Annotated in this window: 17 protein-coding genes; 9 read left to right on the top strand and 8 right to left on the bottom strand. The window is 68.8% G+C overall.

The genetic code is table 11. The features are described 5' to 3' along the window. Window positions 1–150 precede the first annotated feature (150 nt). Together AC0662_RS37400 and AC0662_RS37405 are read right to left on the bottom strand one after the other, a co-directional pair. Window positions 151–1,896 carry an ABC transporter substrate-binding protein gene (locus AC0662_RS37400; RefSeq protein ID WP_478306605.1) on the bottom strand — a complete coding sequence of 582 codons (1,746 nt, stop codon included), beginning with the start codon at window positions 1,894–1,896 and terminating at the stop codon, window positions 151–153. A 265-nt stretch (window positions 1,897–2,161) separates the two neighbouring features. Continuing rightward, window positions 2,162–3,205: a LacI family DNA-binding transcriptional regulator gene (locus tag AC0662_RS37405; RefSeq protein WP_478306607.1), complete on the bottom strand. Its 1,044-nt coding sequence runs from the start codon at window positions 3,203–3,205 to the stop codon at window positions 2,162–2,164. A gap of 219 nt (window positions 3,206–3,424) precedes the next feature. On the opposite strand from AC0662_RS37405, the gene AC0662_RS37410 reads away from it, so the two are divergent. Further along, window positions 3,425–4,600, top strand: coding sequence for an ROK family transcriptional regulator (locus tag AC0662_RS37410; protein ID WP_452202028.1), 1,176 nt, complete (start codon window positions 3,425–3,427; stop codon window positions 4,598–4,600). On the opposite strand, the gene AC0662_RS37415 is transcribed toward AC0662_RS37410, so the two are convergent. Beyond that, window positions 4,597–5,823 carry a family 16 glycosylhydrolase gene (locus AC0662_RS37415; protein WP_478306609.1) on the bottom strand — a complete coding sequence of 409 codons (1,227 nt, stop codon included), beginning with the start codon at window positions 5,821–5,823 and terminating at the stop codon, window positions 4,597–4,599. The two genes, AC0662_RS37410 and AC0662_RS37415, sit on opposite strands and share 4 nt — an antisense overlap. A 235-nt stretch (window positions 5,824–6,058) precedes the next feature. Here AC0662_RS37415 and AC0662_RS37420 point away from each other — a divergent pair, with 235 nt between their 5' ends. The 5 genes from AC0662_RS37420 to AC0662_RS37440 all read left to right on the top strand — a co-directional run bounded on the left by AC0662_RS37420 (window position 6,059) and on the right by AC0662_RS37440 (window position 11,331). Continuing rightward, window positions 6,059–7,924, top strand: coding sequence for a lectin (locus tag AC0662_RS37420; RefSeq protein ID WP_452202031.1), 1,866 nt, complete (start codon window positions 6,059–6,061; stop codon window positions 7,922–7,924). Continuing rightward, complete coding sequence (locus AC0662_RS37425) at window positions 7,921–9,282, top strand: lectin (protein WP_478306611.1); 1,362 nt, start codon at window positions 7,921–7,923, stop codon at window positions 9,280–9,282. The genes AC0662_RS37420 and AC0662_RS37425 overlap by 4 nt, the downstream gene beginning before the upstream one ends. Window positions 9,283–9,413: 131 nt before the next feature. Beyond that, window positions 9,414–10,226 carry a MerR family transcriptional regulator gene (locus AC0662_RS37430; protein WP_452202035.1) on the top strand — a complete coding sequence of 271 codons (813 nt, stop codon included), beginning with the start codon at window positions 9,414–9,416 and terminating at the stop codon, window positions 10,224–10,226. Between the two features lie 3 nt (window positions 10,227–10,229). Then, window positions 10,230–10,580, top strand: coding sequence for a VOC family protein (locus AC0662_RS37435; protein ID WP_452202037.1), 351 nt, complete (start codon window positions 10,230–10,232; stop codon window positions 10,578–10,580). Window positions 10,581–10,707: 127 nt separating this feature from the next. After that, window positions 10,708–11,331: a hypothetical protein gene (locus AC0662_RS37440; protein ID WP_452202039.1), complete on the top strand. Its 624-nt coding sequence runs from the start codon at window positions 10,708–10,710 to the stop codon at window positions 11,329–11,331. A gap of 67 nt (window positions 11,332–11,398) precedes the next feature. Here the strand turns inward: AC0662_RS37440 and AC0662_RS37445 are convergent, their stop codons facing one another. Next, a complete protein-coding gene (locus AC0662_RS37445; protein WP_387782138.1) occupies window positions 11,399–11,704 on the bottom strand; it encodes an ArsR/SmtB family transcription factor in 306 nt (101 codons plus the stop codon). A gap of 51 nt (window positions 11,705–11,755) precedes the next feature. Then, window positions 11,756–12,325, bottom strand: coding sequence for a TetR/AcrR family transcriptional regulator (locus AC0662_RS37450; RefSeq protein ID WP_452202041.1), 570 nt, complete (start codon window positions 12,323–12,325; stop codon window positions 11,756–11,758). Between the two features lie 33 nt (window positions 12,326–12,358). On the opposite strand from AC0662_RS37450, the gene AC0662_RS37455 reads away from it, so the two are divergent. After that, entirely contained in the window at window positions 12,359–13,102 is a 744-nt protein-coding gene (locus AC0662_RS37455) for an SDR family oxidoreductase (protein WP_452202043.1), read from the top strand. 20 nt (window positions 13,103–13,122) lie between these two features. Here AC0662_RS37455 and AC0662_RS37460 read toward each other — a convergent pair whose 3' ends face one another. Further along, window positions 13,123–13,851: a 6-phosphogluconolactonase gene (locus tag AC0662_RS37460; RefSeq protein ID WP_452202044.1), complete on the bottom strand. Its 729-nt coding sequence runs from the start codon at window positions 13,849–13,851 to the stop codon at window positions 13,123–13,125. Window positions 13,852–13,994: 143 nt separating this feature from the next. Between AC0662_RS37460 and AC0662_RS37465 the strand changes: the two genes are divergently transcribed. Next, window positions 13,995–14,672 carry a DedA family protein gene (locus AC0662_RS37465; RefSeq protein WP_452202046.1) on the top strand — a complete coding sequence of 226 codons (678 nt, stop codon included), beginning with the start codon at window positions 13,995–13,997 and terminating at the stop codon, window positions 14,670–14,672. A 59-nt stretch (window positions 14,673–14,731) separates the two neighbouring features. Further along, complete coding sequence (locus tag AC0662_RS37470) at window positions 14,732–15,346, top strand: NADPH-dependent FMN reductase (RefSeq protein ID WP_452202048.1); 615 nt, start codon at window positions 14,732–14,734, stop codon at window positions 15,344–15,346. Between the two features lie 1,300 nt (window positions 15,347–16,646). Here AC0662_RS37470 and AC0662_RS37475 read toward each other — a convergent pair. Together AC0662_RS37475 and AC0662_RS37480 are read right to left on the bottom strand one after the other, a co-directional pair. Continuing rightward, the gene (locus AC0662_RS37475) at window positions 16,647–19,112 is read right to left on the bottom strand and encodes an ABC transporter permease (protein ID WP_478306614.1); all 2,466 of its coding nucleotides are present in this window, start codon (window positions 19,110–19,112) and stop codon (window positions 16,647–16,649) included. After that, entirely contained in the window at window positions 19,109–19,894 is a 786-nt protein-coding gene (locus tag AC0662_RS37480; RefSeq protein WP_478306616.1) for an ABC transporter ATP-binding protein, read from the bottom strand. Before AC0662_RS37480 ends, AC0662_RS37475 begins: the two co-directional genes overlap by 4 nt. Window positions 19,895–19,896: the final 2 nt, after the last annotated feature.

Consider the following 19,896-nt stretch of genomic DNA (forward strand, 5'->3'; position numbering starts at 1 on the left):
CCCCCCCCCCCCCCCCCCCCCCCCCCCCCCCCCCCCCCCCCCCCCCCCCCCCCCCCCCCCCCCCCCCCCCCCCCCCCCCCCCCCCCCCCCCCCCCGCCCCCCCCCCCCCCCCCCCCCCCCCCCCCCCCCCCCCCCCCCCGCGGCCCGGAATCACTGGCTGCCGGCCGGCTTCAGGTTGAGGATGATCTGCAGAGCGTTCTGCTGGGTCGGCTGCGCCGGCCCGTACTGGTTCTGCTCGTCGGGCCAGCCGACCCAGTTCTTGGTGCTGTAGAGACCGCCGACGTTGGACGCCGAGGTGGGGATGATCGGCATCTGCTCGACCATGATCTTCTGCAGCGTGTTCAGCGCGCTGGTGCGGGTCGCGTCGTCCGCGGCGTTCGCGTACTGGTCCAGCGCCTTGGTCGCCTCCGGGCTGTTGAACCGGCCGTAGTTGCCGCTCACGCCACCCTTGCCGACCGGCTTCAGGATCTTGCCGTCCATGATGTTCTGGTAGATGTCGAACGGCGTCGCGCCACCGTTGGTCCAGTGCATCGCGGCGTCGAAGTTGCCGGTGTCGATGTTCTTGAACCACGCGTCCTGGTTGGCCTTCTCGACGGTCGCCTTGATACCGATCGTGGACAGGTTGTCCTTGATGATCTCCAGGTCGGTCTGGTAGTCCGACCAGCCGGCCGGGTCGGTGAGCGTGAGCGTCACCGGCTTGCCGGTCAGGTCCTTCAGTACGTCGCCTTCGAGCTTGAAGCCCGCGTCGCTGAGTTCCTTCTTCGCGCCGTCGACGTCGACCGCGTGCTTCTTGTCCTTGTACTCCGGGGCGATGAACGACTCACCGGCCGGCGTCGGGATGCCGGTCATCGACTCGACCTTCGGGTAGAAGTACCCGGCCTCGCCCTGCTGGAAGATGTCGTCGCGGTTGATCACCAGGTTCATCGCACGACGCAGCGCGGCGTTGTCGAACGGCTTCTTGGTGGTGTTGATCCACAGACCGTGGATACCGAGGTTCGCCGGGAACCAGAGCTTGTGGTTCTTCGGGTCCTTGTCCTGGTAGACGGCCTTCACGTTCGGGACGAAGACGAAGCTCCACTCCGAGGAACCGTTCGCCAGCGCGGTGGTCTGCGCGTTGTTGTCGTTGTACGACGTGTACCGCAGCTCCTTGACCTTCGGGAGGTCCTGCCAGTACGAGTCGCGCAACGTCAGCGTGGTGGTCTGCGGGGTGAACGACTTGACCGTGTACGGGCCGGTGCCGATCGGGTTCTTCAGGGTGTCCTGACTCGGGTCCTTGATCGTCGACCACTGGTGCTTCGGGACCACGAAGACGGTCAGGATCTTGTTCTGGTTGGTGAACTGCGACCGGGTGAAGGTCAGGTCCACCTTGTTGCCGGAGGCAGCGATCGTGCCGTACGGGATCGCGTCCTGGTTCAGCCCGTCGTTGTCCTTGCGGAGCTGGAACGAGTACGCCACGTCGTCCGCGGTCATCGGCTGGCCGTCGGAGAACTTCACGCCGTCCCGGATGGTCAGCGAGAGCTTGGTGAAGTTGGCGTCCCACTTCCACTCGGTCGCCAGCCACGGCTTGCCGGGATCTGTCGGCTTGATGCCGTTGATCATCACCAGCGGCTCGAAGATCATCCAGCGGTAGCCCAGTGAGGCGCCCGAGGAGGAGCCGAGGAACGGGTTGTGGTTCTCGGTCTGTGGACCGTTCGGCATGCCGATGTTCAGAACGGTCGCGCCGCCGCCTGAGCCAGTGCCGGCGGCCTTCCCGTCCCCGTTACTACAAGCAGCCAGGGTGGCTGCCGCGAGCAGGCCCGCGAGGGCGAGGGCCGTGGAGACGGCGTACCTCGGCGCTCGCGGTGCCCAGGCACGCACCTCGCGGCGGCGACGGACCGCCCACGATGAACCCCGCATCGAGGGCGGTCCGTCGCCTTGCGATGCACGCACCTGGGCACCGCGATCGCTCGAGCTACGCCGTCTCCACGGCCCTGGCGCGACTGTGCGTCGTGCTCGCATCGGTTCCTCCTGTGTATCTGTTGGCGGATGGCCCACCCTGAGCCGGTGGGCCAGTGCATGGTGGCGTGAAAGCGCTCTCATGGGAAGAGCTCACGCCAGGTCTTCGATGTTCAGAGGGGTACGCCGGCGGCGGGACAGGGGCAGCTGTCCCGCCGCCGGAGCTTCAGTAGGACCGGTTCTTGGGGGCGGGTCGGGTCCGATGGGCGGCGGTCGGGGCGGTTGAGCTGCGGACGATCAGCGTCGTCGGCAACACCTGGGGGTCTGCGGGCAGCGGAGTGCCGCCGAAGTGCCCCATCAGCATCCGGGCAGCGGCCTGGCCCATCTGGCGCATCGGCTGATGCACCGTGGTGAGCGGCGGCTCGGTGTGCTCGGCGTACGGGATGTCGTCGAACCCGACCACCGACACGTCGTTCGGCACGTTCCGGCCGGTCTCCCGGACGGCCTGGATGGCGCCGCCGGCGGACAGGTCGTTGTGCGCGAAGATCGCGTCGAAGTCGAGTCGTTCGGCGAGGGCGTGCTGGACGCCGAGACGCCCGCTCTCGTGGGTGAAGTCGCCCTCGACCACGAGTCTCGGGTCGAGCTCCAGGCCGGCTTCGGCGTAGGTGTCGCGGAAGCCGTCCAGGCGTTCGTGGGTACAGCCGAAGCGTTCGACGCCGGTGATCACCAGTGGCCGGCGGCGGCCGAGCTCCAGCAGGTGCCGGGCAGCGGACTCGCCGCCGGCGTAGTTGGTGGTGGCGACGGACGGGAACTGCGGGCGGTGGTCGCGGTCGTCGATCAGGACCACCGGCAGACCGCGGGCGTGGAGTTGCTCGATGTAGGTGAGGGTGCCTTCCGGCTCGATCACCAGCAGGCCGTCGAACGACTGCGACGAGACCTGGGACGCGAACTGCTGCATGGATTCCGCGCCCCGGTTGACGGTGAACAGCAGCAGGCCGTACCCCTCGGACTCGACCACGTCGACCGCGCCCTGCAGCACCTCGCCCATCCAGGGCCAGGTGAGCGAGGGGACCAGCATTCCGACGATCCGGGTCCGGCCGCGGGCCAGGCCGACGGCGCGGGCGCTCGGCACGTACCCGAGCTCCTCGATCACCTGGCGGACGCGCTCGGCGGTGCGCAGGTCCAGCTCGCCCTTGCCGTTGAGGACGCGGGACACGGTGGTCTTGCTGACGCCGGCACGGGCCGCGACATCGGCGATGGTGATGGACACGCTGACTCCCCTCGGGCGGTCGGGGCCGGACGCTACGGAACCGGTTTCGGAAGCGGTTCCGTAGATCAAAGCGGAGACCGTCACGGACCGTCAATCACGGAGCGGTAACGAATCGCGACTTAGTTCACAGCCTGGAGGAAGGGACCTCTTCCGCCGCGCGGGGCGGCATGATGAACTCGGGGGCGAGCGGCCTGCCCGGGGCCGAGGGTGAGGTAAGGGATGGAAGTACGCCGGACCACGGTGCGCGACATGCGCCGGTCCAACCGCTCGGTGATCCTCACCAGCATCTACCGCGAGGGCCCGCTGAGCCGCCAGGAGTTGACGGTCCGGACCTCGCTCAGCGCCGCCAGCGTGAGCAACCTGGTCGCCGAGCTGATCAGCGAGGGCGTCGTCGAGGAGGCCGGCTCGGTCGAGTCCGAGGGTGGCCGGCCGCGGGTCCTGCTGCGGGTCGCCCAGGACTTCCGGTACGTCGTCGGTGCCGAGGTCGGCGAGACCCGGGTCCGGGTCGAGCTGTTCGACCTGGCGATGAACGTGCTCGCCCGCGCCGACCACCCGATCAGCTCACCCACCCCGGAAGAGGTCGTGAAGCACGTCCTGGAAGGGCTTTCGAGCGTTCTCGCGACCTCAGGCATCCAGTCCGCGCAGGTTCTCGGGCTCGGCGTCGCGGTCGCCGGTGTGGTCGAGGACAACGCGATCGTCGACGCGCAGACGCTCGGCTGGGAGGCCGTACCGCTCGCCGCGATGCTTGCCGAGGGCACCGACATCCCGGTGCACGTGGACAACGGCGCGAACATGCTCGGGCAAGCGGAGATGTGGTTCGGCGCTGGCCGCGGAGCGACCGACGCGGTCGTGGCGCTGGTCGGCTCCGGTGTCGGCTCGGCGCTGGTCGCGGGCGGATCCAGTTACCGCGGCGCCCGCAGCAGCGCGGGCGAGTGGGGCCACATGACGATCATGTACGGCGGCCGCCAGTGCCGCTGCGGCGCCCTCGGGTGCCTCGAGGCGTACGTCGGTGCGGAAGGCGTCCTCGATCGGTACCGACAGGCCGGCGGCGTCGTCAGCGGTGACGAAGAGTCCGCCTTCGTGGAACTGCTGGAGTCGGATTCGGAGCTCGCGGCAACGATCGTCGCCGACACGATCGGCTACCTGGCCGCAGGCTTCGCGAACCTGGTCAACCTGGTCAACCCCGAACGCATCGTCCTCGGAGGCTGGGCCGGCCTGCTGCTCGGCGAGAAACACCTGGACAAGCTGCGCGTCGAGGTCGGCAAACACGCCCTCCGCCGCCCGTACGCCCAGGTCACCATCGTCCTCTGCGAACTGGGTCGCGACGCCGTAGCCCTCGGCGCCGCGACCCTTCCCGTCGTCCGCCTACTCCGTGACGGCGGAGCTGTTCGTTAGACGGTCCACTTCTGGTTGGCTCCGCCGCCGCAGGTCCAGATTTGGGTTGGGGTGGCGTTGTCGGAGCGGTTGCCGGTGACGTCCAGGCACTTGTTCGCCTTGGGGTTCACCAGGTCGTGGCCTGAGCTGTAGACCCATTGCTGGGCGGCGTTTCCGTTGCAGGTGGCGAGCTGGACTCTGGTGCCGTCGGCGATGCCGGCGTTCGCCACGTCGAGGCATTTGCCCAGGGCACGGATCGTGCCGTCCCCGGGACGTGACCACTTCTGGGCGTTGGTCCCGTTGCAGTCGTACATCTGCACCGTCGTACCGTCGGCCGGGTTGGCTCCGGCGACGTCGAGGCACTTGCCGGCCAGGCCGGTGATCTGCGAGCCGCCGCCCCCTGCGCTGCCGAGGGTGGAGACCCGTACGTAGTCGACGGTCATCGTCTGCGGCATCTGCGTCGTGCCGTCGGGGTAGCCCGGCCAGTAGCCGCCGACCGCGAGGTTCAGGATCATGAAGAACGGGTGATTGAAGACCCACGTGTTGCCGTTCAGATCGGCCGGGGTGCGGCGCTGGTACTGCACGCCGTCGACGTACCAGGTGATCGAGTCCGGGGCCCAGTCCACCGCGAAGGTGTGGAAGTCGTCGGCGAACGACCAGCCGTTCGGATGGTTGTACGCGGCACCGATCCCGCCGGCGCCGGAGTAGCCCGGACCGTGGATCGTGCCGTGCACGGTGGCCGGCTCCTTGCCGATGTTCTCCATGATGTCGATCTCGCCGTCGTTCGGCCAGTTGCCGCCGCCGAGCATCCAGAACGCGGGCCAGATCCCTTGTCCCCGGGGGATCTTGATCCGGGCCTCGAACCTGCCGTACGTCTGAGTGAAGGTCTGGGCCGTGAGCAACCGTGCCGACGTGTACTGGCACGGGCCGTAGTGGCACTGGAAGCCGCCGTTCTCCTGCCGGGCGGTGATCACCAGGTTGCCGTTGCCGTCGAGGGCGGAGTTGCGGGTGCTGTTGGTGTAGTACTCGCGTTCGTCGTTGCCCCAGCCGTTGCCGCCGATGTCGTACCGCCACTTGGCGGGGTCGGGGGCCTGGCCGGAGGGGCCGTCGAAGTTGTCCTCCCAGACCGTGGCCGTCTGCGCGGCGGCAGCCTGCTGGTGGCCGCTGGCGGCCGGTTGGAGGAGGGCGGTGCCGACGAGTGCGGCACCGATCGCGAGGAGCGCGAGCGTGCGGGGACGCTTCATGGATGTACCTCATTTCGGGGGCGTCTGAATGAGGGTGGATGTGGGCCGCAGCGTGCCGTGAGAACGCTCCCACGTCAACCCCGGGACTAATTAAGAGATCTGAAAAAAGTCTCGCTTCCGGCGTTGACACGGCACTTTACCGATGGTTACCTCATGGTGACCACCAGTTGCGGACGCGGGCAGGCGTCGGCGACGGACCGCCCCACACTCCTTTAAAACAAGGGAGAACCGCCCCATGCGTGTCAAACGCCTCCTGCCCGCACTGGCCGCTGCGCTCTGCGTGGCCGCCGCCGGGCTCGGCATCGGAACCGCCCCACCCGCCCAGGCCGCCGGTGAACAGGTCAACGTCTGGCTGACCACCACGAACGACTCCGCCGGCCAGAACGTCACCCGGGGGCTGCAGCAGCAGACGCCGGTGAACTTCGGTCCCGCCGGCGGCTCGGCGGACCAGACCGTCACGGTGAACGAGAACACGACGTACCAGTCCTTCGAGGGCGGTGGCGCGTCGTTCGCCGACAGTTCCGCCTGGCTGCTGAACAGCAGCAACGTGATCTCGGCCGCGACCCGCAACCAGGTGATGAAGGACCTGTTCGACCCGGTGGACGGGATCGGGCTGGCGTTCATCCGGAACCCGATGGGTGCCTCCGACCTGGCCCGGTCCAACTACTCCTACGACGACACCTGCTGCGACCTGAACGACTTCAGCATCCAGCACGACCTCGCCGACATCGTCCCGCTGACCAAGCAGGCCCGGCAGCTCAACCCGGCGGTCAAGGTGATGGGCTCGCCGTGGAGCGCGCCGGCCTGGATGAAGGACAACAACGACTTCGTGCACCGCGGCTGGCTGAAGTGGGAGTACGCCCCGATGTACGCGCAGTACTTCGTCAAGTACCTGCAACAGAACGAGGCCCAGGGCAACCACATCGACTACATCTCGGTGCAGAACGAGCCGACCTGCTGCGGGAGCGACAACACCGGCTACGCGTCGATGAACTGGAACGGCTCCGGCCTGCTCGAGTTCACCAAGAACAACCTGCTGCCCGCACTGCACGCCGCCGGGCTGACCACCAAGGTGCTGATCCTCGACTACAACTGGGGCAACTACAACGACCTCGGGTCGGTCCCGATCGCGGACGCGGCACTGCGTAACGACCCGAACTTCGGCGGCATCGCCTGGCACGGGTACGGCGGCGACGTGAACCTGCAGACCCAGGTCCACAACCAGTACCCGAACGTGAACGCGTACATGACCGAGCACTCCGGCGGGACCTGGATCGCGAACCAACAGGTCGAGGACATGAACAACCTGATCGACTACACCCGCAACTGGGACAAGTCGTGGGTCAAGTGGGGGATCGCCCTCGACGAGAACCACCTGCCGTACGTCGGTGCCGGCTGCAACGTCTGCACCGGACTCGTGACCGTGCACCGCAACGACAGTCAGCGCGGTCAGGTCACCAAGACCGTCGAGTACTACACGATGGGCCACCTGACCAAGTTCGTGAAGCCGGGCGCGCTGCGGATCGACTCGACCGCGAACAGCGCGGTGAAGAACGTGGCCTGGAAGAACCCGGACGGCTCCAAGGCTCTCATCGCGTTCAACACGACCGGCAGCTCGCAGTCGGTCCGGGTGAACTGGGGCTCTCAGTCCTTCACCTACACGCTGCCTACCAAGACGTCCGCCACCTTCACCTGGGGTGGGACCCAGAGCGGCGGAGGAAGTGGCGGTCAGATCACCGGCCTGGCCGGCAAGTGCCTCGACGTCGCGGGCGCGAGTGCCGCCGACGGTACGGCGGCCCAGATCTACGACTGCAACGGTACGACGGCGCAGCAGTGGACCCGTCCCGGTGACGGCACGATCCGAGCGCTCGGCAAGTGCCTCGACGTGAACGCCGGCTCGGTAGCCAACGGTGCGCGCGTCCAGCTCTACACCTGCAACGGCAGTGCCGCGCAGCAGTGGACCTATACGAGTGGGAGAGATCTGGTGAATCCACAGGCGAACAAGTGCCTCGACGTCACGGGTAATAACTCCGCCAACAGCACTCCGGTCCAGCTGTGGAGCTGCACTGGAGCTGCCAACCAGAAGTGGACTGTCTCGTGAAGCGGCTCTTGGTCGCAGGCACGGCCCTGGTGCTCGGGCTGTCCATCACCTCACCCGCACAGGCCGCTACTGGCACTGTGACCGGCTTGGCCGGGAAGTGTCTCGACATCGCCGCAGCCGCAACAGCTGACGGTACGGCGGTCCAGCTGTACGACTGCAACGGGACAAGTGCCCAGCAGTGGTCTCGTTCGAGCGACGGGACGCTGCGTGCGCTGGGCAAGTGCCTGGACGTATCCGGTGGCTCGGTGGCGAACGGCGCGCGGGTGCAACTGTGGACGTGCAACGGCAGCGCGGCGCAGCAATGGGCCTACACCTCCGGGCGGGATCTCGTGAACCCGCAGGCGAACAAGTGCCTCGATGTCACCGGCAACAACTCCGCCAACACCACACCGGTACAGCTGTGGACCTGCACCGGCGCAGCCAACCAGAAGTGGAACGCCCCGGCGAGTGACGATGGACCTCCGCCCGCGAGTGGTGCACCGATGGCGGCAGCGCCGTACCTGTATCAGGGGTGGGGTGACCCGCCGAACCCGGCGACGGTGATGAACGCGGCCGGGGTGAAGTGGTTCACGATGGCGTTCATCCTGTCCAACGGGTACTGCAACCCGCAGTGGGACGGCGGTCGTCCGCTGACCGGTGGCGCCGACCAGCAGGCCATCAACACGATCCGGTCGAACGGCGGCGACGTCGTGGTGTCGATCGGTGGCTGGTCCGGGAACAAGCTGGGGCAGAGCTGCGATACGGCGAGCGAGCTCGCGGCGGCGTACCAGAAGGTGATCAACGCACTGTCGCTGAAGGCGATCGACATCGACATCGAGGACCAGGAGGTCGCGCAGGCCGGCGTCCGGCAGAAGGTGATCGACGCGCTGAAGATCGTGGAGCAGAACAACCCGGGCATCACGACGTACCTGACGTTCGGTACGACGACCTCGGGACCGGACGGGAACGGGCAGGACCTGATCAGGCGCGGCGCTGCCTCGGGTCTCGATCTCGACGGCTGGGTGATCATGCCGTTCGACTTCGGTGGTGGGTCGACGAACATGGGGACGCTGACCCGGCAGGCGGCCGACGGGCTGAAGAACCAGGTGAAGGCGGCGTACGGGCTGAGCGACGACGCGGCGTACCGGAAGATCGGGATCTCCTCGATGAACGGGATCACCGACGTCGCCGGTGAGCGCGTCAACCTGTCGGACTTCGAGTCGATGCTGTCCTACGCGTCCGAGCACCACCTGGCCCGGTTCACGTTCTGGTCGGCGAACCGCGACCGGCCGTGCACCGGCGGCAGCGCGGACAGCTGCTCCGGGATCTCGCAGAACCCGTGGGACTTCTCGAAGGTGATCGGGCGGTATCGGGGATAGCGGATCTCCAGGCCATCACAATCGGTCTGTGGCGGGGCGTCCACGCGGCGCCCCGCCGCTTTTCGGCGATTGTGATGGCCTGGGCGTTCGGCAGTTGACCCTCCGGTGACCGGAGGGTGGAAGCTTGTCGCATGACGGCGACGGTGACGGTGGGGGAGTTCTCCCGCCTGACGCATCTGACGGTGAAGACGCTGCACCACTACCACGACATCGGCCTGCTGGCCCCGGTCGCGATCGACGCGTCGTCGGGGTACCGGCGGTACGGGACGGATCAGGTCGACACGGCGTTGCTCATCCGGCGGCTCCGGGAACTCAAGATGCCGCTGGCGGACGTCCGCGCGGTGGTCGAGTCCGACGGTGCGGTCCGCGAGGAGACGTTGCGGACGCACCTGGAGCGGATGGAGCAGGAGCTCGCGCACACTCGCGAGGTCGTGGCCTCGCTGCGTGAACTGCTGACGCCCGGCCACCCGGTCCTCGAGGTCGCGTACCGGTTCATCCCGCCCTTCCGGGCTTACGGTGTTCGCGACCGGGTGGAGCGGGACGGTATCGGGCCGTGGTGCGAGTACGCGTTCGGCAAGCTCGACGCCGTCACCGGTGACATCCGCGCCACATCGGGTGCGACGTACAGCGACGAGTTCTTCACCGACGACGCCGGCGAGGTCGTGGCATTCCTGCCGGTCCCGCCGGACCAGGCGCCGGCCACGGGGGTCGAGCTCGTGGACCTTCCCGGCGGGTACTTCGCCATCGCGGTCCATGCCGGTGCGATGACCGGTTTCGACCGGACCTACGCCGCGCTCGGCAGCCACGTCGCGGAGTACTGCGAGGTCGCGCCCGGGCCCATCCGTGAGCTGTACGTCGCCGGTCCCGGTGACGTACAGGATCCCGACTCCTACCGAATCGAGGTCTGCTGGCCGATCCAGCAGATCCCTGTGCTGAAAGGCTGAACCATGTCTGTTTCTCTCGAAGCCATCACGTTCGACTGCGTGGACGCGAACGCGCTCGCCACCTTCTGGGCCGGCGTGTTCTCCGCCGAGGTCGATGCGGATGGCAACGAGTCCTTCGCGTCCGTGAACCGGAACGCGCCCGGGACGACGCTGATGTTCATCGCGGTCCCGGAGCCGCGGACCGCCAAGAACCGGCTGCACCTCGACCTCGCGGCCGCCGACTGGGCGACCGAGGTCGACCGGCTGGTCGGGCTCGGCGCCAAGCGACTGGACGAGTACACCGAGTACGGAGCGCATTGGATCACGCTCGCCGACCCCGAGGGCAACGTCTTCGACGTCGCCGAGCACGCCTGACAGTCCGCCGTACTCCGGTCTGCGCGGCCGGACCGCGGTCTCTTGCGTGGGTGCGGTCCGCGGAGGAATGTGGGGGATGAGCGGCGGCGCCGCCGGGGTGCTGCCCCGAGGGGTTAGGGGGTGGATCGTGTACGCGCGCTCCACCACGATCAATGCCACGCCGGCGGCGATGGAGGCCGGTATCGCGCAAGTGCGCGACGAAGTGATGCCGATGATCGTCGACATGGACGGCTGTATCGGCCTGTCGATGATGGCGGACCGGGGGTCCGGTCGGTGCATCGCCACCAGTGCCTGGCGGTCCGAGGAGACGATGTGGGCCACCGACGACCGGTTGGCGCCGATCCGGGAGCAGATCGCGGCGACGCTCGGCGGCGGGAGTCCGGACGTACGGGAGTGGGAGATCGCGGTCCTGCACCGTGACCACCGGTCGGTCCCCGGCGCCTGCGTCCGGGCGACCTGGGTGAAGATCGACCCGGCGACCATGGACCGGGCGATCGACGTCTACAAGGTCGCCTCGTTGCCGCGGCTGGAGGATCTGGCCGGCTTCTGCAGCGCCAGTTTGCTCGTCGACCGCACCTCCGGCCACGGGGTGTCGTCGGTGACCTACGACAGCCAGGAGGCGATGGACAGCAACCGCGAGGCCGCCGCATCCATGCGGGCCGCAACCACGAAGGACGCCGGTGCGCAGGTGCTCGACGTCGGCGAGTTCGAACTCGTCGTCGCCCACCTGCGCGTTCCTGAAGTCGTCTGACCTCGCGTGGTCGACGGGTAAGCACGGCCCCGCTCGAGCACGGCCCGGATCCGATCCGGGCCGTTGCTCATTCCATCTGGTCGAGGTGTGCCTCGAGTGCGTCGAGGCGGTCGCGCCACAGGTCGCGGTACGGCGCCAGCCAGGCGTCGATCTCGGCCAGTGGGGCGGGACGGAGCCGGTACCAGCGGCGCTGGGCGTCGTGCCGGACCTCGACCAGGCCGGCGTCGCGCAGGACCTTCAGGTGTTTCGACACCGCGGGCTGGCTCAGCGACAGCGCCTCGACGAGCTCACCGACCGGCCGCTCCCCGGCGCGCAACAGATCGAGGATGTCCCGGCGCCGGGGCTCCGCCAGCACCTCGAACGTAGTTGCCATACCAGGAATATAACCCGGTCAGGCCGGTTTCAAGCCTGGCCAGCAGCGACGTCAGAGCGAGTGACCGAAGGTGGCCACGAACGCTTCGCGGAAGAGTTCGGCGAGATCCGGTTCGCCGTTGTCGCCGGCCCAGCGCAGTAGGGCCACATGGGCCACGCCGAGGCAGGCGCTCGCGGCGGCGCGGGCGGCGTACTCGAGGGTCGGGTCGGTGGCGCAGATCGCGGTGACGAACGCTTCCTGCAGGCGGAACTGACTGTCCAGGTGGCGGGCCTGCAGGGCGGGGGTGGAGATCATCAGCTGGAGCCGCGCGAGGAGCAGGTCGTGGTCGTTTGTAGCGGCCAGGTCGAGGGTGGCCGCGACGGTCCGGGCGATGCGGTCGGCGAGTGAGCCGGTCGCGGGGAGTTGCGCGAGGGTGGCCGCGGCGAGTTGGTCGAAGTCGTCGTACAGGACCAGGTCTTCCTTGGTGGGGAAGTTGCGGTAGACGGTCATCGCCGAGACGCCGGCCGCGTCGGCGACCTCGTTGACCGTCGTCGCGTCGTACCCGCGGTCGGCGAACAGGCGAAGCGCGTGCCGCTGGATCCGCTGCCGGGTCTCGGCACGCTGGCGGTCCCTCAGGTTCATGTGGTAGATACTAACGTCATGATAGTTTCTAACATGAACGGCAGGGTGGCGTTGGTGACCGGCGCCTCGCGTGGGATCGGGCGGGCGATCGCAGAGCGGCTGGCCGCGGCGGGCGCGGAGGTCGTGGTGCATTACCACCAGGACAAGGCCGGCGCCGAGGAGACGCTGGCGCGAATCGGTGGTCGCGGGTTCGTGATCGGGGCGGAGCTCGGCGTACCAGGTGATGCCGACGAGGTGCGTCGGCAGGTGGCCGCCGGGCTGGCCGGGCGGGCGTTGGACGTGCTGGTCAACAACGCTGCTGCAGCGCCGGCGGGTCCGCTCGCGACCGACACCGAGGAAGCGTTCGACCGGCTGATGGCGGTGAACGTGCGGGCGCCGTACTTCCTGATCCAGCGGTTGCTGCCGCTGCTGTCCGACGGTGGCCGGATCGTCTCGATCTCTTCGGTCGCGACCCGGATGGCGAACCCGGCGCAGACCTCGTTCGCGATGACCAAGGGTGCGCTCGAGACGATGACGCGCACGCTCGCGCTGGAGCTCGGGCCGCGGGCGATCACGGTGAACGCGGTCGCGCCGGGCGCCACCCGCACCGAGGCGAACGGTGCGGTCTTCGAGACCCCGGGGCTGCCGGAGTTGATCGCCGGACACACCGCGCTCGGCCGGCTCGGCAGCGCTGACGACGTCGCCGACGTGGTCGCGTTCCTTGCCTCACCGGCGGCGCGGTGGATCACCGGGCAGGTCGTCGACGCGTCCGGTGGGTTGTACCTCGGGGTCGCCTAGGGCGCTTCCTGGGGCGCTTCCTAGGGAGCCGACTCGGTGTCGAGGAAGAGCTGGACGCGCGGGTGGGTGCGGAGCGCCGTACCGGGGTAGGCCGGGCTGATCGGTTGGGTCAGGGTGTCGTGGACGGCTTGGCGCTTGACCGATCCGGGGACCGAGCCGACCAGGTCGCGGGCGTTCAGGAGCCGCGGGATCGTCACCGTGACCGCATGCGTGGGTACGCCGCTCAGCTCGGGGAAGTTGCCCTCGTCGACCTGTTGACGCCGACTGGTTTCGTCCAGCGCGACCAGCCTCGCCGCCTGCGGGTCGTCGAAGTCGGCCGGCGGGTCGTTGAACGCCAGGTGGCCGTTGACGCCGAGACCGAACAGCACGACGTCGAACGGTTCGCCGCCCATCAGCGCCGCGTAGGCGTCCGCGCCGTCCTCCGGGGCGAGTGGGTGAAACGTTGCCTGCGGCACCTTGTCGAGGAAGCTCCGGTGCAGCCAGTTCCGGAACGACTGCGGCGCCTCCGGCGAGAGGGCGACGTACTCGTCCATGTGGAAGCACTCGACCCGGCTCCAGTCGAGGTCCGGCGCCGTGGCGAGCGCGGCCAGCGTCGCGCTCTGGCTGGGGGCGGCGGCGAGCATGATGCGCGCCCGTCCGGTCGTCGCGATCGCCGTCCCGATCGCCTCGGCGGCCGCGGTCGCGGCGGCGCGGCCGAGTTCCTCGCGGGACGGGTACGTGCTGATCCGCGGCGCGTGCTCGACTGTCATAGACCCTCCTGGGGACGTGTGGCTTGGGAGAAAGGCTCGCACAACCGGGGGTTTTCCCCCGGTCGGTACGGTGGGTTGCCAGAACCGAAGACGGTGGCTGGCTCCAGTGTGTGGGTGGTGTGCACGGGCCTAGTTTCGTTGCCATGCTGACGATGAATCAGGTGATGATGACCGCAGTTCAGGTGACCGAGTCGCCGACTGGTGGAGTGGCTGGCTGGGCTATCGATCTGATGGAGCGGCTCGGGCCACTCGGGGCGGGCCTCGCGGTCGCGCTGGAGAATCTGTTCCCGCCGCTGCCGAGCGAGGTGATCCTGCCGCTGGCCGGGTTCGCGGCCGCTCGCGGCGATCTCGGGCTGGTCAGCGCGATCCTGTTCACCACTCTCGGATCGATCGTCGGCGCCCTCGCGCTGTACGGCGTCGGCGCGGTGCTCGGCCGGGAGCGGACCAGGGCGATCGCGGCGAAACTGCCGCTGGTGAAACTGCGGGACGTCGACAAGGCCGAGGAGTGGTTCCTGCGGCACGGCCCGAAAGCGGTGCTGATCGGGCGGTTGGTGCCGGTCGTCCGCAGTCTGATCTCGGTGCCGGCCGGCGTGGAGCGGATGCCGGTCGCACTGTTCCTGCCGCTGACCGCGGTCGGGAGCCTGGTGTGGAACTCGTTGCTGATCCTCGCCGGCTACCAGCTCGGTGAGCGCTGGCATCTGGTGGAGTCGTCGGTCGGGGTGTTCCAGAAGCTGGTGATCGCGGGAGCGGTGGCGGCCGTGCTGTGGTTCGTCGTGGTCAAGCTCCGCGGCGGGCGTTCGGATACTGAGAAAGTCCAGTAGCACGCTCTACTTTGACTACGCTCGAGGTATCACTGCCGAAGCCTCAGGAGTTGGGTCAGATGCCGTCAGTCGCGTTCGAATCGCAGGTCGTGCCGGAGCCGCCGGTGTGGCCGCAGTCCGTGGTCACGGTCGTCGGCAATCCCCGCGCCGGCTCGCGGACCGCAGCCGCCGCCGCGTCCGTCGCGGAACTACTCGCCTCCGAGCTCGGTACGCCGTACCGCATCGACGAACTGGTCGACCTGGTGACGTTCGCGCCGGCGATCTTCCAGGGCGACAGCGCTAGTGAGTCCGAGCGGGCGGAGCTGGAGAACGCGATCGACCTGGTCTCGTCGGCGTCGGTGATCGTGGTCGCGACGCCGGTGTACAAGGGCAGCTACACGGGTCTCTTGAAGAGCTTCCTCGACGTGTTACGCCCGTCTGCCCTGGCCGGCGCGGTCGTCGTACCGGTCACGGTCTCCGCCGCCCCGAGCCACAAACTCCTCGCCGACCAACACCTCCGGCCCGTGCTGTCCGAGCTGGGCGCCAGCATCCCGGTCCCCGGCGTCATCCTCGAAGAACGCGACCTCGAAGACCTCCAAGTAGTCCTCTCCACCTGGCTCCGCACCAACGCCGCCATAGTCCAAGCCACCACCCTCGCCCTCCAACCCACCCCCGAACCCACCCCCGCCCGATAACCCGATCCCGGCGGTGTCCCCGATGCTCCGGGGTGCGGGGTGCGGGGTGCGGGGTGCGGGGTGCGGGGTGCGAGGCCGAGCACGGGTTGAGCGCACCACCACCCGCTGGGCACCGGGCGAGGATTCGAATGCAGGCCGGAGCGCCACTCCCGCCAACTGTGGTGAGGGTTGGCGCATCGGGCCGCGGCAGCACCTCTTACCCCAACTGGTTCGGTTGTGCGGTCGAACGCAGTACCTTCCGCGGTCTCGCGGCGGGTGCCGAGCGCGGCCGCCGCCGTTCCCTCCGTTCGCCGCGACGCGTGCGGGGGGTGGAGACCCGCAGTGGTTGCCGAAGACAGGCAATAACAGGTCTCCACCCACCGGTTCCTGTCTCAGGCCCCAGAGCTCGAGCGCGGGTTGGCGAGGCGCCTCTCATGCGCCGGGTTCGGTGGCGCGGGCGACCGCAGTACCTTCCGCCTTCCGCAGTCCCGCCGCGGGGGTGAGTGCGGTCGGCGCCGTACCTCGGTCGCTGCGACGCGTGCGCGGGGGTGGCGACCCGCAGTGGTGGCTGGAGACAGGCAATAACAGGTCTCCACCCACCGGTTCTTGTCTGAGCCCCCGAGCTCGAGCACGGGTTGGCGCGGCACCTCTCACGCGCCGGATCGGTGCCGCGGACGAACGCAGTAGAGTCCCGCCGTCCCGCCGTCCCGCCGTCCCGCCGTCCCGCCGTCCCGCCGTCCCGCCGCGTTGTCGAGTGCGGCCGGCGCCGTACCTCGGTCGCCGCGACGCGTGCGCGGGGGTGGCGACCCGCAATGGTTGCCGAAGACAGGCAATAACAGGTCTCCACCCACCAGTTCTTGTCTCAGCCTCCGACCTTGAGCACGGGTGGCGCGGCACCTCTCACGCGCCGGGCTCGGTGGCGCGGTCGAACGCAGTACCTTCCGCGGCCTCACGCCGGGTGTCGAGCGCGGCCGGCGCCATACGCAGGGCGTGCGCGGGGGTGGAGACCCGCAACGGTGGCTGGAGACAGGCAATAACAGGTCGCCACCTACCGGTTCTTGTCTCAGCCCCACCTCGAGCGCGGGTTGGCGCGGCACCACTCATGCGCCGGGCCGGTGCCGCGGACGAACGGAGTACCTTCCGCCGTCCCGCGGCCGGTCGAGTGCGGTCGGCGCCGTACCCTCCGTTCGCCGCAGCGCGGGCGTGGGGGTGGAGACACCTAATGGTGACTGGGGACAGGCAATAGCTTGTCTTCGGTCGCCGGTTCTTGTCTCAGCGCCCGGGAGGCGACCCACGTGCGCGGCCTCGTGCCCGGGGTGGGTTAGTCGGTGTGGGTGGGTTGGGTGGGGGAGTGGCGGAGGGTTGTGGTGGCGGGGAGGAGGGTTGAGGTGAAGGTTAGGAGGGCTGCGGCGCCGACTACGACCAGGTAGATCCAGAGGGGGCCGGTGGGGAGGGGGCTGGTGGAGACCTTGGCGGAGAAGGGGATTAGGCACGCTAGGGCTACTGCGGTGCCTAGGGTGATGCCGGCGAGGGTTATGAGGGTGCTTTCGGTGGTGAGCATGCGGAGGACCTGGAGGCGGGTTGAGCCGGTGAGGCGTTGGAGGGCGAACTCGCGGCGGCGGCGCAGTGTGGTGGAGACCAGCGTGTTGACGACCGAGACCGCGGTGTACGCGATCAGCATGCCGACGAGCATGTAGTTGACCCACGCCTGTGTCTGCAGGTCTTCCGCGTTCGCGGCGACCAAGGTACTGCGGTCCGCGACCTGAACCCCCGGATGCGCAGCGGCCAGCTTGGACAGCCCCGCGCGTACGTCGGCACCCGGCTCGGCGCGGACCAGCATCTGCTTGGTCAGACCGTCCGTCGTGTGCGCGGCAACCAGGGACGCGGGCAGCATGAGGGTTTCGTAGCCGCGTTCGGCCGCGAACGTCGCGACCACCCGGAGCTTCACGGTCGTGCCGTCGCCCAACGTCAGCGTGACCTCGGACCCGACCCCACGCCCGGTCTTGGTTGCCATGTACTCCGGCAACGCGACCGTCGAGCCCGTCAGCCCGCTGAGCGAACCGCTCGTCAACCGAACTGGCGCCGTACCGTTCGCGCCCTGTGCGTCCACGCCGATCACCGGTGCGCCGTCCTCGTCGAAGGGGGCGTTGCGTGGCTCGTCGACCGCGGCCATGCTGCGGACGAATGCCGACGCACTCGCCACCCCAGGCACCGAACGAACCTGCGACAGCAACTCCGGCGACAGACCCGCATCAGACACGAGTACGGCGTCCGCTCGCAGGTCGCGCGTGAAAGCCTCGGAGGCGGCGTGGACCTGCGTCGTCTGCATGTACAGGTTGGCGGTCGAGATCCCGACGGCCAGCATCACCGGCATCACCGCGGCCGACATCGCCACGGATCGCGCGGACAGGTTGCGGATCGCGAGGCGGCCGTTGACGCGGGTCAGCGCCTGTACCGGCCAGCGCCAGAACGCCAGCACCAGCTTCGTCCAGAACGGACCGAGCAGCGCGACACCGATCGCCCAGCAGAGGATCGACGGACCAGCGGTCGCTCCGGCGAGCGGACCGGTCATGACAGTCGCGGTGACGATCAGCAGCGCGAGGCCACCGCCGAGGAACAGCAGACCGAACAGCAACCGGATCCAGCTGAACCACCTGCGCTGCAAGGACGCCTCGACGAGCGCCTCGACCGGCCGGATCTTGGCAGACTTCCGTGCCGCGATCAGTGCCGCGCCGACCGCTGCGAGTACGGCGGCACCGGCGCCGGCCGCGAACGGGATCCATCCTTGCGAGAACTCGACCACCGGCGAGGCGACGCCGTGCGACCCGAGCTGGTCGAACAGGAAGCGGCCGAGGAAGATCCCGGGCAGACTTCCGAGCGCGACCGCGGGCAGGGCGACCATGAGGGCTTCCCCGAGAATCATCCGCCGTACCTGACCGGGCGTCGTACCGATCCCGCGGAGCAGGGCGAACTCGCGTTCGCGGTGCTGGGCGGCGAGGGCGAGTGTCGACGCGACGACGAACATCATCGTCATGGTCGCGATCCCGCCGAAGGAGCCGGCGATCGAGATCAGCGCGGTCCGGTGCGACTCGGCGTCGGGGTGCTCGGCGATGCCCCGGTCGATGCCTGCGCGCACGGTGAGGTTGCCGTCGACCTTCTCCAGCCGCTTCTGGACCGTCGCGAGGTCGGTGCCGGGGGCAACTTGTACGCCGATGTCGGCGAACCGCGACGGGTTCTGAACCAGACCAGCGGCGTCACGGTCGGCGAAGAACGCGTGCCCGGACGGGCCGCTCGCCAGGCCGCTCACGGTGAACGTCCGCGGCTCGCCGTTGATCACGAACGTGGCCTGGTCGCCGACCTTACCGTTTGTCACCACCACCTGACCGGAGCGCGGCGCGTGCCCGGCGCTGAGGTGGTACGGCGCGAGCGCGGCACTGGACCAGTTGTGGCCCTCAGTGGCACCCGGCCCGAAGGCACTGAACGTGTAGTCGCCGACGGCGGACGAAACGCCTTCTGTGGAACGGATCTTGGACAGCAAATCGACGGGTACGCCGACCCGTTCGGGCAACGGTGTGGCGTCTTCCGCACCGGGCCGGAGGTGCGATTGCTTGCCAGTGACAACCAGTGAAGTCGCGGCGAGACGCTCGGGAGCGACGTTGGACCGGATCCCGGTTTCCATCAGGCCACCACAGGCCATCACGATCGCCGTACCGAAGACGACCGCGACGAACGTGGCGATGAAGCCGCTCTTGCGGTGCCGCAAGGTGCGGATGGCCAGGCGCATCATCCGGCCACCGCCTGCAGGTTGGACCGCGCGCCGAGGTGGGTCATCCGGTCGGCGACCTGCTCGGCCGTCGGTGCGGTCAGGCTGCCGGCGAGTACGCCGTCGGCGAGGAAGACGACCTGGTCGGCGTACGACGCCGCGACGGGATCGTGGGTGACCATGACGACCGTCTGGCCCTGGGACCGGACCGGCTCCCGCAGGAGTTCGAGGACGTCGGCCGCGGTCTGGGTGTCGAGCGCGCCGGTCGGTTCGTCGGCGAAGATGACCGCGGGCCGGGCCACCAGCGCGCGGGCGATCGCGACGCGCTGCTGCTGACCGCCGGACAGTTCACCCGGGCGGTGCTTGTGCCGGTCGCCGAGACCGACGCGCTCCAGAACGGTGCGTACGGCGGCCTTGTTCGGCCGCCGGCCGTCGAGCTCCTGCGGCAGGCAGACGTTCTGCCAGACGGTCAACGCGGGCAGCAGGTTGAACGACTGGAACACGAACCCGATCCGGTCCCGGCGCAGCTCGGTCAGCTTGCGTTCACTCAGGCCGGCCAATGGCTGCCCGTCGATCAGGACGCTGCCGGACGTCGGCCGGTCGAGGCCGGCCGCACAGTGCAGGAACGTGCTCTTGCCCGACCCGGACGGGCCCATCACCGCGGTGAAGGTGCCGGGGGCGAACTTCATCGAGATCCCGTTGAGGGCGGTGACGGTGTTCCCGCCACGGCCGTAGACCCGTCGTACGTCGTGCAGGACGACCGAGTATCCGGTCCCGTCGACTTGTTCCTGCGAGCGCTTCTTCATGC

Source organism: Kribbella sp. NPDC043289 (assembly GCF_056436705.1).